The 15,265-nt window shown below is 73.9% G+C and carries 13 protein-coding genes and 3 pseudogenes; 13 read left to right on the forward strand and 3 right to left on the reverse strand.

Annotated elements, in window-relative coordinates; translation table 11 throughout:
- Window positions 1–92 precede the first annotated feature (92 nt).
- Window positions 93–1,115, forward strand: a complete 1,023-nt coding sequence (gene glnII / locus ABD946_RS07190) for a glutamine synthetase GlnII (protein WP_345281242.1) — start codon at window positions 93–95, stop codon at window positions 1,113–1,115.
- Window positions 1,116–1,223: 108 nt separating this feature from the next.
- Window positions 1,224–2,351, forward strand: a complete 1,128-nt coding sequence (locus ABD946_RS07195) for a M48 family metalloprotease (RefSeq protein ID WP_345281222.1) — start codon at window positions 1,224–1,226, stop codon at window positions 2,349–2,351.
- A 14-nt stretch (window positions 2,352–2,365) separates the two neighbouring features.
- Here ABD946_RS07195 and ABD946_RS07200 read toward each other — a convergent pair whose 3' ends face one another.
- A complete protein-coding gene (locus ABD946_RS07200) occupies window positions 2,366–2,665 on the reverse strand; it encodes a hypothetical protein (protein ID WP_345281223.1) in 300 nt (99 codons plus the stop codon).
- A 199-nt stretch (window positions 2,666–2,864) separates the two neighbouring features.
- On the opposite strand from ABD946_RS07200, the gene ABD946_RS07205 reads away from it, so the two are divergent.
- The 4 genes from ABD946_RS07205 (at window position 2,865) to ABD946_RS07220 (ending at window position 6,400) form a co-directional block, all read left to right on the forward strand.
- Window positions 2,865–3,407, forward strand: a complete 543-nt coding sequence (locus ABD946_RS07205; protein ID WP_345281225.1) for a hypothetical protein — start codon at window positions 2,865–2,867, stop codon at window positions 3,405–3,407.
- A 41-nt stretch (window positions 3,408–3,448) separates the two neighbouring features.
- Complete coding sequence (gene nadE / locus ABD946_RS07210; protein ID WP_345281227.1) at window positions 3,449–4,279, forward strand: ammonia-dependent NAD(+) synthetase; 831 nt, start codon at window positions 3,449–3,451, stop codon at window positions 4,277–4,279.
- An 85-nt stretch (window positions 4,280–4,364) separates the two neighbouring features.
- Window positions 4,365–5,717 carry a VWA domain-containing protein gene (locus ABD946_RS07215; protein WP_345281229.1) on the forward strand — a complete coding sequence of 451 codons (1,353 nt, stop codon included), beginning with the start codon at window positions 4,365–4,367 and terminating at the stop codon, window positions 5,715–5,717.
- Between the two features lie 89 nt (window positions 5,718–5,806).
- A complete protein-coding gene (locus ABD946_RS07220; RefSeq protein WP_345281231.1) occupies window positions 5,807–6,400 on the forward strand; it encodes a hypothetical protein in 594 nt (197 codons plus the stop codon).
- A gap of 7 nt (window positions 6,401–6,407) precedes the next feature.
- Here the strand turns inward: ABD946_RS07220 and cobC are convergent, their stop codons facing one another.
- Both cobC and ABD946_RS07230 read right to left on the reverse strand, forming a co-directional pair.
- On the reverse strand, window positions 6,408–7,919 hold the full coding sequence (gene cobC / locus ABD946_RS07225) for an Rv2231c family histidinol phosphate aminotransferase CobC (protein WP_345281233.1): 1,512 nt from the start codon (window positions 7,917–7,919) through the stop codon (window positions 6,408–6,410).
- A 78-nt stretch (window positions 7,920–7,997) separates the two neighbouring features.
- Window positions 7,998–8,474 (reverse strand): OsmC family protein, encoded by a 477-nt coding sequence (locus tag ABD946_RS07230; protein ID WP_345281235.1) that lies wholly within the window; start codon window positions 8,472–8,474, stop codon window positions 7,998–8,000.
- 210 nt (window positions 8,475–8,684) lie between these two features.
- Between ABD946_RS07230 and ABD946_RS07235 the strand changes: the two genes are divergently transcribed.
- The 7 genes and pseudogenes from ABD946_RS07235 (at window position 8,685) to ABD946_RS07265 (ending at window position 15,100) form a co-directional block, all read left to right on the forward strand.
- Complete coding sequence (locus ABD946_RS07235) at window positions 8,685–11,342, forward strand: nitrate- and nitrite sensing domain-containing protein (protein ID WP_345281237.1); 2,658 nt, start codon at window positions 8,685–8,687, stop codon at window positions 11,340–11,342.
- Window positions 11,343–11,387: 45 nt separating this feature from the next.
- Window positions 11,388–11,830 (forward strand): annotated as a pseudogene (locus ABD946_RS07240) (roadblock/LC7 domain-containing protein).
- Window positions 11,831–11,911: 81 nt separating this feature from the next.
- Window positions 11,912–12,232: a DUF742 domain-containing protein gene (locus ABD946_RS07245; RefSeq protein WP_425558536.1), complete on the forward strand. Its 321-nt coding sequence runs from the start codon at window positions 11,912–11,914 to the stop codon at window positions 12,230–12,232.
- Window positions 12,233–12,308: 76 nt separating this feature from the next.
- Window positions 12,309–12,428 (forward strand): annotated as a pseudogene (locus ABD946_RS07250) (ATP-binding protein); the annotation flags it as partial.
- 80 nt (window positions 12,429–12,508) lie between these two features.
- Window positions 12,509–12,808 carry a hypothetical protein gene (locus ABD946_RS07255; RefSeq protein WP_345281244.1) on the forward strand — a complete coding sequence of 100 codons (300 nt, stop codon included), beginning with the start codon at window positions 12,509–12,511 and terminating at the stop codon, window positions 12,806–12,808.
- Window positions 12,809–12,851: 43 nt separating this feature from the next.
- Window positions 12,852–13,988 (forward strand): annotated as a pseudogene (locus ABD946_RS07260) (FAD-dependent monooxygenase).
- Between the two features lie 863 nt (window positions 13,989–14,851).
- Window positions 14,852–15,100 carry a GNAT family N-acetyltransferase gene (locus ABD946_RS07265; protein WP_345281238.1) on the forward strand — a complete coding sequence of 83 codons (249 nt, stop codon included), beginning with the start codon at window positions 14,852–14,854 and terminating at the stop codon, window positions 15,098–15,100.
- The last annotated feature ends 165 nt before the right edge of the window (window positions 15,101–15,265 follow it).

The following is a 15,265-nucleotide window of genomic DNA, read 5'->3' on the forward strand; positions in this document are numbered from 1 at the left end:
TCACATGGGCGTTACATCGGAGGAACAACCGGGAAACGGCGGCTTGCGACGCTACGCGGGCACCCACCACCCAAGCAGTGAGGTTCACCGCAATGGCGATCAAGGCCGAGTACATCTGGATCGACGGCACCAAGCCGACCGCGAAGCTCCGTTCCAAGACTCGCGTCCTGCCGAACGCCGACAAGATCCCGACCTGGGGCTTCGACGGTTCCTCGACCAACCAGGCCGAGGGCCACGCCTCGGACCGCGTGCTCGACCCGGTGAAGGTCGTCAAGGACCCGATCCGCGGCGGTGACAACATCCTCGTCCTCTGCGAGGTGCTGGAGACCAACGGCGACGCCCACGAGTCCAACACCCGCGCCGCGCTGCGCGAGGTCGCCGAGAAGTACGCCTCGCAGGAGTCGATCTTCGGCATCGAGCAGGAGTACACCTTCTTCAAGGGCTCCCGTCCGCTCGGCTTCCCGGAGGGCGGCTACCCGGCCCCGCAGGGCGGCTACTACTGCGGTGTCGGCGCCGAGGAGGTCTTCGGCCGCGAGATCGTCGAGCTGCACCTGGACCGCTGCCTGGACGCCGGTCTGGCGATCTGCGGCATCAACGCCGAGGTCATGCCCGGCCAGTGGGAGTTCCAGATCGGCCCCGTCGACGCGCTGACCGTCTCGGACGACATGTGGATCGCCCGCTACCTGCTCTACCGCACCGCCGAGGAGTTCGGCATCGACGCCACCCTGGACGCCAAGCCGGCCCGTGGTGACTGGAACGGTGCGGGTGCCCACACCAACTTCTCCACCAAGGCGATGCGTGAGGGCTACGACGCCATCATCACCGCCTGCGAGTCGCTCGGCGCCTCGCAGGAGATCGTCCTGGAGCACGTCAACCAGTACGGCGACGACATCCAGTCCCGCCTGACCGGCAAGCACGAGACCGCCCCGTGGAACGTCTACTCCTACGGCGTCTCCGACCGCGGTGCCTCGGTGCGCATCCCGTGGCAGGTCGAGGTGGACCAGAAGGGCTACATCGAGGACCGTCGCCCGAACGCCAACGTCGACCCGTACGTCGTGACCCGCCTCCTGATCAACACCTGCTGCGAGGCCCTGGAGAAGGCCGGCCAGGTCTGATCCGGCCGACGCCGCACCACGGCTGACCGAGTGTCACGGAGACCCGCTCACCCCCGGGGGGAGAGCGGGTCTCCGCCGTTCCCCGCCATCCCTGCCATCCTTGCCGGCATGGACGACTTCACCCCCGACCAGCTCGCCCGCGGCCGGGCCCTGCGCCGGGCCCAACTGCCCTGGGCGCTCGGAGCCCGCGCGGTCGGTCTGCTGCTCCCGCTCGTGCTCGGCCTGACCCCCGCCGGGGCCGGGCTGGTCTCCTGGGCCGGGGGCCTGTTCGGGGGCTCGCGCACCGCCGAGGTGCTCGCCGGGGTGGCGGCCCTGGTGCTTCTCTCCCAGCTCGCCGGGCTCCCGTTCGGGGCGCGGCTGCGGGAGGTCCGCCGCGGGTACGGGCTGGTCACCCAGGGCTGGGGCGGCTGGGCGGTCGACCAACTGCGCGGCCTGGCGCTGAGCCTGCTGCTCGGCCTCCCGCTCGGGTACGGCCTGTACGCCCTCACCGACCGTTCCCCGGACGGCTGGTGGCTGCCCGCCGCCGGGGCGGCGGCCGTGCTGGTGGTGCTGCTGTCCTTCCTCTTCCCGCTGCTGGTGGAGCCGCTGTTCAACCGCTTCACCCCGCTGCCCGAGGGCGAACTGCGCACCGAGCTGCTGGAGTTGGCGCGCCGGGACGGCATCCGGGTGCGCGAGGTGCTGGTCGCCGACGCCTCCCGGCGCACCACCGCGCTCAACGCCTACGTCTCCGGCTTCGGCGCCACCCGGCGGATCGTCTGCTACGACACCCTGCTGGCCACCGCCGACCCGCGCGAGACCGAGCTGGTGGTCGCGCACGAGCTCGGCCACGTGAAGCACCGGGACGTCCTCACCGGCACCACCCTCGCCGCCCTCGGCGCAGCCCTCGCGGTCGTCCTGCTCGGCCTGCTGACCTCCTGGCAGCCGCTGCTCACGGCCGCCGGGGCCGACTCGGCGGCCGACCCGCGCTCGCTCTTCCTGTTCGCCGCCTGCGGGGCACTGCTCTCCGCCGTGGCCGGGCCCGCCCAGTGCGCCGCCAGCCGCCGGATCGAGAGCCGGGCCGACCGGCACGCCCTCGAACTCACCGGCGACCCGGCGCAGTTCATCGCCATGCAGCGCCGCCTCGCGGTCACCAACGTCGCCGACGTGGACCCGCCGCGCTGGGTCGTCCTGCTCTTCGCCACCCACCCCACCACCACGGCCCGGATCGCCGCCGCCCGGGCCTGGACGGCGGCGTAGCGGCCTCGCGGGGGTCAGCGCAGGTCGACCGAGCGGATCGGGGTGGAGTTCAGCAGCGAGGCCAGCTGGCCGTCGCCCTCGGAGATCGCGTGCGCGGTGCAGTTGCCCAGCACGCGGCCGCCCGGCAGGTCCGGGGTGAGGAAGGCCGCCATCGCCAACCCCTGCTGGGTGCCCAGCTTGCCGACCTCCTCGCAGGAGGTGTCCAGCGCACCCTGCAGCCCGTTCTCCTCCTGCACGGCCTGGGCGGTGGCGGGAGCGAAGGCCAGCGCGGCCAGGGTGGCGGCGGTCACGGCGGTCGCGGCCTTACGGATCATCAGAGCAGCCTCTCGGAAAGCGGTTCGCGGTCGCCCCCGATCATCCCGCCCGCCGCACCCCCGTCCCCCCGAAGTCCGGCCCTCCCGGCCCGACTTCGCCGTCAGGGGTGACGCTCCCTCACCCGTACGGTGGATCCCCGGCCGCCGCGGCTGATCAACTCGTTTGACCCGCGCGGACCCGCCGGTCACGATGCACGGCGTGACCGTCGAACGGAAGGCCGACCCCGCTGCGGACCTCCCCCTGCTCCTCCTCGACGTGGACGGCCCGCTCAGCCCCTACACCGCCGACCCGGACCACTGTCCGGGAGGCTACGCCCCGCACCCGGTCCGTCCGCTCTCCGCGCGGCTGCCCCGGACGGTTCGGCTGAACCCGGCGCACGGCCCCGCGCTGCGCGCCCTGCCCTACCGGCCGGTCTGGTGCACCAGTTGGCAGGGGGAGGCCAACGCCTGGATCTCCCCGCTCCTCGGCCTGCCCGAACTCCCGTACGTGGACTGGCCGTCCGCGCACAGCGGCGATCCCGACGGGTTGCACTGGAAGACCCGGCGGATCGTCGAGTGGGCCGCCGGACGGCCGTTCGCCTGGGTGGACGACGAGCTGGAGCCGCGGGATGCCGAGTGGATCGAGGCGCACCATCCGGGGCCCGCGCTGACGGTGTGGGTGGACCACCGCCACGGGCTCGGCGAGGCGCACTTCGGGCTGCTGGCGGAGTGGGCCGGAGGCCTGCGCGGTGGGGCTGAGTAGGGTGGGTGGGACAGAGTGTCGGGACAGCAGTGGGAGCAGACGTGAGTGAGCCGGCCGGCAGTGCCCTCCAGCGGGAGATCGCCCGGGAGCTCGAGGTCGCGGAGGCGTTCGAGGCCGAGGCGGAGATCGAGCGGCGGGTGGCCTTCCTGGCCGAGCGGCTGACCTCCACCGGGCTGCGGTCGCTGGTGCTGGGGATCAGCGGCGGGGTGGACTCGACCACCGCCGGCCGGCTCTGCCAGCTGGCCGTCGAGCGGGCCCGGGCGGCGGGGCACCAGGCGGAGTTCTACGCGATGCGGCTGCCCTACGGGGTGCAGGCGGACGAGAAGGACGCGCAGCTGGCGCTCTCCTTCATCGAGGCCGACCACGTGCTGACCGTGGACGTGAAGCCCGCCAGCGACGCCATGCTGGCCGCCGTGCTGGCCGGCGGCACCGCCTTCCGGGACGCCCACCACCAGGACTTCCTGCTCGGCAACGTCAAGGCCCGCCAGCGCATGATCGCCCAGTACGCGGTGGCCGGTGCCCACGACGGCCTGGTGGTCGGGACCGACCACGCGGCCGAGGCGGTCTCCGGCTTCTTCACCAAGTTCGGTGACGGCGCCGCCGACCTGGTGCCGCTGACCGGCCTGACCAAGCGCCGGGTGCGCGCCGTCGCGGACGCCCTCGGCGCCCCGGCCGAGCTGGTCTGGAAGGTGCCGACCGCCGACCTGGAGAACCTCGACCCGGGCAAGGCCGACGAGGACGCGCTCGGCGTCACCTACGACGAGATCGACGACTTCCTGGAGGGCAAGCCGGTCGACGCGGCCTCCTTCGAGAAGATCGTCAACCGCTACCGGCTGACCGACCACAAGCGCCGCCTCCCGATCGCCCCCTGAAGTCCCGGGCCCGCCGCCTCCCTTGACGCGCCGTCCGCCCGGCCGTGACCCTGTGACCTCCGCAGGAACGACACGGGGGACCCAGATGCCCGACACCAGAAGCCTCGCCAAGGGCGCCAACGCCCCGCTCACCGGACCGGAGGTGACCGTCACGGTCACCTCCGGCGGGGTGGCGGTGGACGTCTCGGCGCTGCTGGTCGACGAGCGGGGCAAGGTCAGGACCGACCAGGACCTGGTCTTCTTCAACAACCCGCACCGCGACGGCGTGCGCCTGGACGGGGCACGGATCACCGCCCGGCTGGCCGAGCTCCCCACGGAGGTGGCTGCCGTGGTGGTGGTCGCCAGCGTGGACGTGGAGCTGCCCGGCACCACCTTCCGGCCGGAGACCACGCCCTCGGTGCGGATCGGCGACGGGACGGCGGCGGAGCTGGAGTTCGTCCCGCCGGGGATGGCGGACGGCGAGACGATCCTGGTGCTGGCCGAGCTCTACCGGCGCGGCACGCTCTGGAAGGCCCGCGCCGTCGGCCAGGGCTACGCGGGCGGGCTGGCCGCGCTGGCCACCGACTACGGCGTGAGCGTCGAGGACGAACCCGCACCGGCCGCTCCCGAACCCGCCGTCGCCCCCACCCCCACCCCCACCCCCGCTCCCGCGGTCGCCCCCGCTCCTGCGGTCCTCCCCGCTCCTGCGGTCACCCCCGCTCCTTCCGTCGCTCACACTCCCGCCCTCGCCGCCCCCGCGATCAGCCTGGAGAAGGTCGCCGCCGTCGCCCCCGCGCTGCTGACGAAGTACCAGAGCGCCGGGGCCTCCCTGCAGCGGCTCGGGCTCGCCGGACAGCGGGCGGCCGTCTACCTGGTGCTGGACTACTCGGGCAGCATGGGGCGCTTCTACGACCGCGGCGACGTCCAGGTCTTCGCCGAGCAGGTGCTCGGCCTGGCGGCCAACCTCGACGACGACGGCACCGTCCCGCTGGTGCTCTTCTCCCACACCATCGCCAAGACCACCGAGCTCGAACTCGCCACCCACCAGGGCCGGATCAACGAGGTCCGCGAGGGCGTCTTCATGGGCGGCACCAACTACGCCCCGGCCATCAAGGCCGTCACCAAGCTGCACGAGCGCCGCGCCCCCGGGACCCCGGCGCTGGTGGTCTTCCAGACCGACGGCGACCCCTCGGACGGCGGTGCCACCCGGCGGGCCCTGAAGTCGGCGTCCAAGCAGCCGCTGTTCTGGAAGTTCGTCGGCTTCGGCCGCCGCGAACAGCTCGGCTTCCTGGCCGGGTTGGACGACCTGGACGGTCGCAAGGTGGACAACGCCGACTTCTTCGCGGCCGGCGACGACCCGCGCTCCTGGCAGGAGGACGCGCTCTACGACGCCCTGCTGGAGGAGTACCCGCGCTGGCTGACCGAGGCCACGGCGCTGGGGATCGTGCGCCGGGCCTGAGGTGAGCAGGGGTACTCACGACCGCCGTGGGACGGGTGCGGCATGATCGGCACGACCGTGCCGCACCCCTCGTGAACCGGAGCCCCGCCGTGAGACGCCTGCTGCTGCCCGCCCTCGCCGGCCTGCTCCTGACCACGGCCGCCTGCGGCAGCCGTCCGGCGCCGACCGGCCCCGGGGCGATGGTGCCCCCGGTCCAGCCCTCCGCCGCGCAGCGGGCGGCCGAGGCGCTGGCCGAGCACGACGCGCGCTTCCCGGAGGTGGCGCGGCGCTGTGCCGCCGTCACTGACGCCACCGCGACGCCCACCGCGACGCCCACTGCGGCCACCGGCGGCGGCCCCGCGCCGGAGAACCCCAAGTACGCGGAGAACCACGCCTTCAAGACCACCCTCGGACTCTCCGCCACGGCCCGCTGCCGGGGCGAGGCGCACGCCGCCCGCCTGGTGGCGGCGCTTCCGCGCGACGGGATGGCGGCGGGGGAGGCCTCGGTGCGGGCCACGGTGGAGAACCTCGGCTACCCGCGCGAGATCGTCCAGGTCCAACTGGACTACGCGCCGGGGCTGCTGGCCCTCTTCGTCCCGGGCGTCGGGCCGTGCGTGACGGTCCGTTTCGGGCCGACCGTGAACGCCGAGGTGCACGGCGTCTACATGGAGGGCGGCTGCCTCGAACCCAAGGGCGGGCACTGACCACCCGTCAGGGCAGCAGCTCCTGGAGCACCGCGACGAAGGCGTCCGTGGTGGCCTCGTCCCGGACCGCGATCCGCAGCCAGTCCGGGCCCAGGCCCGGGAAGGTGTCGCCGCGGCGGAGCGCGTAGCCGGCCCCGCGCAGGCGCTCGCGCAGCGCGGCGGCGCCGGGGACGTGGACGAGGAGGAAGGAGGCGGCCGGCTCCCCGTGCACGGTGACGGCCGGGAACTCCGCCAACCGGGCCAGCAGATGGGCGCGTTGGGCCGCGATGGTGTGGGCGGCGGCCTCCGCCTCGGCCAGCGCGGCGGGGGTGCTGCACGCCTCGGCGGCGGCCAGCGCGGGGGTGGAGACCGGCCAGAGCGGCTGGGCGGCGGCGAGGCGGGCGATCAGCCCGGCGGGGCCCAGCACGTAGCCGATCCGCAGTCCGGCCAGGCCCCAGGTCTTGGTCAGACTGCGCAGCACCACCACCTCACCGGGCAGGCCGCGCAGGCCGGCCAGGCTCTCGCGCTCGCCGGGGACGGTGTCGACGAAGGCCTCGTCCACCACCAGGGTCCGGCCGGGGCGGGCGAGGGCGGCGAGGGTGGCGGCGGGGTGCAGGACCGAGGTGGGATTGGTCGGGTTGCCGACCACCACCAGGTCGGCCTCCTCGGGGACGGCGCCGGGGGTGAGGCGGAAGCCGTCGGCGGGGGAGAGCAGCACCCGGCCGACGCGGTGCCCGGCGTCGCGCAGTGCCGCCTCCGGCTCGGTGAACTGCGGGTGCACCACCACGGCGTGACGGGGCGCCAGCACCCGGGCCAGCAGCACGAACGCCTCCGCCGCCCCCGAGGTCAGCAGCACCTCCTCCACCGGCCGCCCGTGCCGCCCCGCGACGGCGGCCCTGGCCCGGCTCCCCTCGGGGTACGCCGCCAGGTCGCCCAGCGTCGCGGCCAGCCGCTCCCGCAGCCACTGCGGCGGCGTCCCGGTCCGCACGTTCACCGCCAGGTCCACCAGCCCGGCCGCCCGCACCTCCGCGTCCCCGTGATGCCGCAGATCCGGCTCCCCGCCGGGCCCTCCCGGGAGGGCCGTGCCGGGCTCCGCCGTGTCAGGTCCGGTCCCCGTCGCGGTGCTTCCGTGCCCGTTCCCCTCGGCGGCCCTGGCCGGGCCCGGCGTCGCGATGGCGACGGTGGCGCGGGCGGAGCGGTGCTTGGGGGCGAGCAGGCGGGCGCCGGTGCCGGCGGCGAGCAGGGCGGCGGCTTCGGCCACGCTCGGGGTGCCGACCGCCGCCGCGGCCGTCCCGGAGGGGTGCGGGACCGGGACGGCGGCGAGCTGCTCGGCGGGGTAGCCGGTGAGCGGGACGGCGAGGGCGGCGGCCGCCGCGAGCAGCCCGGCCTCGGCGGTCTTGGCGCTGACGGTGGCCAGCCGGGCCACGTCGCGGCGGTCGCGGCCGAGGCCGGCCAGGGTGGCGTCGATCAGGGCCAGCACCTCGGCTCCCGGCACTCCGCTGCCGCCGCCGACGCCGATGACCAGGGAGGGCTGCTGCACGGGGGGCTTCTCCGGACTCCTGACGACCGATGGACCGCCGGAATCCCATCACGCCTGGCCAGAGGCGGTCAATGCCGCTCAGTCGGCCGTGGCGACCGTCACCTCGGGCCGGTGGTGCACCGGGAAGTTGACCGAGTTGGCGATGAAGCAGGCCCGGTTGGCGTCGGCGTGCAGGGCGATCGCCTTCTCCACCATGCCGGGCTCGGTCACCACCACCCGGGGCCGCAGCTCCGCCTCGGTGAAGCGCCCGTCCCCGGCCCCCTCGACCATGGTGCCGACCGGCTCGTCCACGTAGGCGGTGACCACCACCTTGTTCACCGCGCAGAGGTGCAGGTAGGAGAGCAGGTGGCACTGGGAGAGCGCGGCGAGCAGCAGCTGCTCCGGGTTCCAGCGGGAGGGGTCGCCCCGGAAGAGGGGGTCGGAGCTGCCGATGATGGTCGGCAGGCCCTCGGCCGCGACTTCGTGGGAGCGCTCGTAGGCGCGGTAGTTCGCGGTGCCGGCGCCGGTGTTCCCGGTCCAGGTCACGGCGAGGGTGTAGGTGTGCTGACGGCTCATCACGTCTCCGGAGGGTGCGGGGTGGTCGTGAGGTCTGGACCTGTCGGCCCTGGTCGCTGCATCAGTTCAGTTGTGTGGAACGGCAGTTCAGAGGGGGTGTGACGGTCTGTCGTTCACGAGACCGCCATGGGGGTTTCACCCGTCGATATGCGGTACGACTAATATCCATCCGTCAGAGTCCTATCAGATTCGACCAGTTGTGAACGACTGGTGCCACGTCCGAAGGAGCTAGCCCTGCGCACGCGCGCTTCCAGCCGGATCGTCACGGGCCGACTGTCGCTCCGCGCGACCCTGCTCGTGCTGGCCATTGTCCCCGGGCTGGCGCTGGCCGCCCTCTGGGCGGTCACCAGCGGACAGCTCCTCTTCGACTTCCAGCGCCAGGCGGCCCAGGGCCTGCTCGCGCAGGAGGCCGGTCAGCCGTCCAACATCGTGTACTACAACCTCCAGGAGGAGCGGCGCCTGAGCGCCGACGTCCTGGCCACGCACAGCGGGGTCAACGACGCGCTGCGGGCGCAGCGGGTCAAGACCGACCAGGCCATCGCCGACTTCCAGAAGCTCTCGGGAGTGTCGGCCGACGACGCGCCCGAGGAGGTCCGCGAGGCGGTCCGGCAGGCCCGGCAGGCGATCAACCAGCTGCCCGCCCAGCGGGCCCTGGTGAACAGCGGCAGCGAGCAGCAGCAGGCCGCCGTCTACGGCTACTACACCGACCTGATCGCGGTGGACCTCAAGCTGTTCTCCGCGCTCAGCCACGTCGACAACGGCCGGATCACCACCATCTCCCAGCCGCTGGTGAACCTGTTCTGGGCCAAGGAGATGATCTCCCGCTCGGACGCGCTGCTGGCCCGCGGCTGGCCGAGCGGCTCGCTCGCCCCCGACGACCACCTCCTGCTGCGGCAGGCGATCGCCGAGCAGACCTTCCAGTTCAACACCCAGGTCGCGCCCTACCTCCCGGCCGAAGAGACCGCGATGTGGCAGCAGATCGCCACCGGCCAGTCCTGGCAGGCCAAGACCCGGGCCGAGCAGGAGCTGCTCAAGCAGGCCGCCCCCGGCCGCGACGGCCGGATCGCGCTGACCGTCGACCGGGACGTCTGGCGCCAGTCGGTCGACGCCATCACCCCGCAGCTGGTCGCGCTGCTGGAGCACCGCACCGGGCTGGTGGTCGAGGAGGGCAAGGGCAGCATCATGTCCCTCGCGCTGCGGCTGCTGCTGACCACCGTGGTCGGCCTGATCGCGGTGGTCGCGGTCGCGATCACCAGCTGGCGGCTCACCCGCACCCTGCGCCGCCGGATCGGCCGGCTCCAGGAGCAGGCCGAGGAGCTGGAGAACACCCTGCCCGCCGTGGTCGAACGCCTCGGCAACGGTGAGCAGATCGACGCCGAGGAGCAGGCCCGGGCGATCGAGCCCGATCCCTGGGCCCGTACCGAGGACGAGCTGGCCAAGCTGGCCGAGGCCTTCAACCTGGCCCGCGCCAGTGCGATCCAGGCCGCCGTCGCCCAGGCCGACCAGCACCGCGGCTTCGAGCGGCTGCTCCAGCGGATCGCCCGCCGCACCCAGCTGCTGATCGGTCAGCAGCTGAAGAAGCTGGACGAGTTGGAGCGCCGGCACGAGGACCCGGAGATCCTGGAGGGCCTCTTCGACCTCGACCACCTCACCGCGCGCCTGCGCCGCTACGAGGAGAACCTGGTGATCCTGGCCGGCGGCACCCCGCACCGCCGCTGGCGCAAGCCGGTCCCGCTGCTGGACGTGATGCGCGCCGCCCAGGGCGAGGTGCAGGACTACCGCCGGGTCGTCATCGACCTGGACGGCAGCCCCTGGCTCTCCGAGCGCGCCGTCGGTCCGGTGGCCCACGTGCTCGCCGAGCTGATCGAGAACGCGCTCAGCTTCTCCCGCCCGCCGAACCCGGTCGAGCTCCGGGCCGGCCGGGTCAGCCGGGGCGTGGCGATCGAGGTCGAGGACCGCGGCCTCGGCATGGACGAGGACCAGATCGACGAGGCCAACCGCCTGATGACCCGTCCGCCCCGCACCGACGTGCTGGCCCGCGGCGACGACATCCGGCTCGGCTTCTACGTGGTGGCCCGCCTGGCGGCGCAGCACGGCCTGCGGATCGAGTTCCGCCAGTCGGCCTTCGGCGGCACCCGGGTCGTGGTGCTCGTCCCGGAGGAGCTGATCGTCCCGGACCCGACGGTCCGCCCGCTCGCCGTCGCCCCGCAGCAGGACGGCGGCCTGCCCACCCGCTCGCGCGGCCAGGCGCTGGCCGGCGTCACCGCCATCGGCGGCGCCGACCGGTACGCCACCGTCGAGCCGCTCCCGCAGCTCGGCGGGCCGCCGGCGACACCGTTCGGGGAGCAGGTGACGGTCCGTCACGACCTCCCCGCGCTGCCCGCGGGGTTCGCCGCCCCGGAGCCGTTCCGCGCGGAGCCGTTCCAGCCGGAGCCGTTCCAGCCGGATCCGTTCCAGCCGCAGGCACACCAGCCGCAGCCCTACGAGCCCGCGCCGTTCCAGCCGGAGCCCCACCGCCCCGAGCCGCAGTGGCAGGCCGAGCCGTACGGGGCGGAGTCGTACGGGACCGGGCCGTACGCGGCGGAGCCGCACCGCACCGACCCCGAGCACGTCCGGCCCGAGCCCCACCAGCCGGAGCCGTACCGCCCGGAGCCGGTGTCCGACCTTCCGGGCGGCGAACCGCCGCTGCCCCGCCGGGTCCGCCAGGCCAGCCTGGTGGACGAGCTGCGGATCGACCTCGACGGTCCGCAGCCCGCCCCCGTGCCGCCCCGTTGGGACGAGAACCCGCTGTTCCGACCGGCCCCCCCGACGGGCCGGAGCAGCCATCGGTGCGTTCCAGCGGCGGTCCCGGGAGGCCCGCTCCGGTGACACCGGAAACCACCACACCACCATCCCGACGAGAGAAGACCGGACATGACGACGCGTACAACCGCCACCCACCAGGACCTCGACTGGCTGCTGGACGGCCTGGTGGACCAGGTGGCCGGGACGAGGCACGCCGTCCTGCTGTCCGACGACGGCCTGGTGGTCAGCCACTCCCGCACCATCGACCGCTCCGACGCCGAGCGGCTGGCTGCCGTCGCCACCGGCCAGCAGAGCCTGGCCCGCGGCGTCGGCCAGCTGTTCAACGGCGGGCCGGTGCACCAGGTGATCGTCGAGCTGGCCGAGCTCTGGCTGTTCGTCATCGCCGCCGGGCAGGGCACCCACCTGGCCGTCGTCGCCTCCCAGGACGTCGACGCCGAGGTGATGTCGCTGGCCATGCACAACCTGGTGCAGCAGGTCGGCCAGAAGCTCGGCGCCGCCGCCAGCGCGGCGAGTTCGACGCGTTCGCCGCCCGGAGCGGGCAGCGCGGGTGACCTCCTACTGGGACGAGGAGGAGGGCGACGACGGTGCGGACAGCATGGTCCGGCCGCTACACCATCACCTCCGGCCGCACCGTGTCCGAGCGGGACGACCTCACCCTGATCACCCTGCTCACCAGCGTGCCGGCACCGGTCGACGCCTACGGCGCGCCGGCCCGGCCCGGCCGGCTCCAGCCGGAGCACCGGATGATCCTGGACCGCTGCCGCCGCCCCGCCGCGGTGGCCGAGGTCGCCGCCGACCTGGACCTGCCGGTCTCGGTGACCAAGATCCTGCTCGGCGACCTGGTCGAGCAGGGGCTGCTGACCGCCCGCGCCCCGATCTCGGTGGCCCGGGCCGCCGGCGGGGCCGACCGGAGTCTGCTGGCCGCCGTACGCGAAGGCCTGAGGAGGCTTTGAGATGACGACCACTCAGGCGGGCGCCAACGCCGTCAAGATCCTGATCGCCGGCGGCTTCGGCGTCGGCAAGACCACCATGGTCGGGGCCGTCAGCGAGGTCGCCCCGCTGCGCACCGAGGAGTACCTCACCACCGCCAGCGTCGGCGTGGACGACCTGGCCGGGGTCGGCCAGAAGGAGACCACCACCGTCGCCCCTGGACTTCGGCCGGATCACCGTCAGCCCGAGCTGGTGGTCTACCTGTTCGGCACCCCCGGGTCAGGAAACGGTTCTGGTTCATGTGGAACGACCTGGTCAACGGCGCGCCCTCGGCCGGGGTGGTCATCGCCGACACCCCGCCGACGCTGGAGACCAGCTTCGCCTCGATCGACTTCTTCGAGAGCCGCGGCATCCCGTTCGTGGTGGCGATCCAACTGCTTCCACGGCGTCAACACCCGCACCCCGGACGAGATCCGGGGCCGCCGCTCGACCTCGACCCGCACGTCCCGATGCTGGTCGGCGACATCCGCGAACGGCCCTTCGGCCGGGACGTGCTGCTCGCCCTGGTCGACCACCTGATGGCCCTCCCCGTCGCCTGACCCCGTCCCCCGCGAACCTCCCCCGAACCAACGGAGACACCCCATGGCACAACCCCTGCGCGTCCTCGTCCACGGCGGCGGCATCGGCGGCCTGAGCCTCGCCGTCGCCCTCGCCCGACGTGGCCACACCGTCGAGGTCGCCGAGGTGCGCGATGAGCTCGACGCGCTCGGCGTCGGCATCATCCAGCCCTCCAACGCGCTGCACGTGATGCGCGAACTCGGCGTCCTGGACGACTGCCTGAAGGCCGGCTTCGAGTGGGAGGTGCTGACCATCTGCGACCCGGCCGGCGCCACCCTGGCCAAGATCCCGCAGCCCCGGATGGACGACGCCCCCCGCCAACAACGGCATACCCCGCCCCGCCCTGGCCGGGCTGCTCGGCCGGGCCGCCGCGGAGGCCGGCGCCACGGTGCGCTTCTCCACCACCGTCGCCGAACTCGCCGACGACGGCGAGGGCGTGGACGTCACCCTCTCCGACGGCACCGCCGGCCCGCTACGACCTGGTGGTCGGCTTCGACGGGATCGGCTCCCCGCTGCGCACCCGCCTGTACGGCGAGCGCTACCGCCCCCGAGTACACCGGCTTCGCCAACTGGCGGGTCACCGTGCCCCGGCAGCCCGAGGTGCAGGGCGTGGTGATGAGCACCGGGAACCAGGCCGCCAAGGCCCTGCTCACCCCGATCACCGACGACCTCATGTACCTGGGCGCCGTGTTCGCCGAGACCGAGGACTTCCGCCCGGACCCGGAGCGGGCCCACGAGCAGCTCGCCGAGCGCCTGGCCGGCTTCTCCGGCCCGGTCGCCGAGGCGCTCGGCCACGTCACCGACCCGGCCGCCGTGGTCTACTCCCGGATCTCCCAGGTCACCGTCGACGAGCCCTGGCACGTCGGCCGGGTGGTGCTGGCCGGCGACGCCGCGCACGCCTCCACCCCGCACCTCGCCCAGGGCGCCGCGATGGCCGTCGAGGACGCCCTGGTGCTCGCCCAGGAGCTGGACGCCGCCGAGTCCGTGCCCGCCGCCCTGGCCGCCTGGGAGGCCCGCCGCCGCCCGCGCGCGATGTTCGTGCAGTCGCTCTCCCGCGCCGTCCTCAAGCAGGAGACCGGCACCCCCACCACCCCCGAGGAGGACGAGCTCCTCAAGATCGGCATCCCCGGCGCCGCCCACGTCCTGGTGAAGCCCTACTGACGCACTCCCCGGCAGGGGGCTGTCCGGCCGATAACCGGTGGACAGCCCCCGTCCGGTGGGCGAGCATCCGTGCGTGACAGAACGATCAGCCCCGTGGACCTCCGCCCCCGACGCCCCGCTCCAGGTCAGCCTGGTGCAGGTGCCCCGCCCCGTGATGGGCCTCCTGATGGAGGGTGACCTCACCGCCGCCGTCGCCGAGTTGGGCCTGCCGTTGGCCGACTACGCCGCGGACGAGAAGATGCGCGGCACCTGGCGCCGCCGCTACCACCAGATCGCCGACGACCCCCACCAGCGCCGACTGGGTCACCCGGGCCGCGCTCTCCGGCGAGGTTTTTTACTTTTTTTCTTTCTTTTTTTTCCGATCCGGCGCCCGACGGCCGCCCCCTGGCGCCTGCCGGCCCGCCCCCCAGCCCGCCCCGCCACCCCTCCCCAGCTCCCGCCCCCGGCCCAACCGCCAACCGGCGCCACCGGCCTCCGCTTACCACTCGCGAGTTCGCCGACCGACCTGGCCCTTCCCCCGCAGACCTGGCCCGCCCGCCCGCCAGCCCTCGCCCCGCTCGGTGCCGCGCGCCGCCGCCCCCCGCCAGCACGCGGCTCCAGCCGGCGTCCCGCTCCCCACCCCCCGCCCGCATGCGCGCCCCAGGGATCCCGGGCTTGTTTTGGCGGACCTCGACACTGCGCGGCTTGGTCCATCCCGGGAGACTCCACTGCCTGGGCTGTCTTCATGCCGGCCCGACCCCAACGGCCCCCGCCCTGGCAGCCAGACCGCCGCCACAAGCCCCACCGCACGCCCCCGCACCCCCCCCGCTCCAACCCCGCCGCCGCCCCGGCATTCCACGGCCCGACCGGGACGAGCCGCGGCCATGGTCTCCGAGGTCGGCCTACGGGTCGACCCGACACACCGCCGCCGCGGCTACGCCAGTGCATCCTCGCGCCTGATCCGGCAGGCGGAGGCCGAAAACGGGACGTGTGAACCGTCGTCCGCCGCCACCATCAGCCCCGACAACGAGGCCTCCCTCGCCACCGTCGCCGCCTTCGGCTTCACCCACGTCGGCGAACAGTGGGACGAGGAGGACGGCCTGGAGCTGATCTACGAACTCCCGCTCCGGTAGCGCCCCTTCGGGAAGAACGTGATGCTTCGGGGGCGCGAGGAACTGCGCGAAGCGGAAGGCACAGACCCGTGTGCCGGGTACGGAGATGCACTTGCACGTGAGCGTCCGTACCCGGCACACGGGTCGCCGCTCCCGTCTCGCGCAGTTCCTCGCGCCCCTAAACCC

Origin of the sequence: Kitasatospora albolonga (genome assembly GCF_039535905.1) — a bacterium.
Lineage (GTDB): Bacteria > Actinomycetota > Actinomycetes > Streptomycetales > Streptomycetaceae > Kitasatospora > Kitasatospora albolonga.

What these genes read in the sequence shown, in the direction of transcription:
- ABD946_RS07195 (WP_345281222.1), top strand. Translation starts at nt 1,224, where the DNA reads ATGGACGACTTCACCCCCGACCAGCTCGCCCGCGGCCGGGCCCTGCGC.
- ABD946_RS07230 (WP_345281235.1), bottom strand. Translation starts at nt 8,474, where the DNA reads ATGAGCCGTCAGCACACCTACACCCTCGCCGTGACCTGGACCGGGAAC.
- ABD946_RS07200 (WP_345281223.1), bottom strand. Translation starts at nt 2,665, where the DNA reads ATGATCCGTAAGGCCGCGACCGCCGTGACCGCCGCCACCCTGGCCGCG.
- ABD946_RS07265 (WP_345281238.1), top strand. Translation starts at nt 14,852, where the DNA reads ATGGTCTCCGAGGTCGGCCTACGGGTCGACCCGACACACCGCCGCCGC.
- glnII (WP_345281242.1), top strand. Translation starts at nt 93, where the DNA reads ATGGCGATCAAGGCCGAGTACATCTGGATCGACGGCACCAAGCCGACC.
- ABD946_RS07215 (WP_345281229.1), top strand. Translation starts at nt 4,365, where the DNA reads ATGCCCGACACCAGAAGCCTCGCCAAGGGCGCCAACGCCCCGCTCACC.
- ABD946_RS07255 (WP_345281244.1), top strand. Translation starts at nt 12,509, where the DNA reads ATGTGGAACGACCTGGTCAACGGCGCGCCCTCGGCCGGGGTGGTCATC.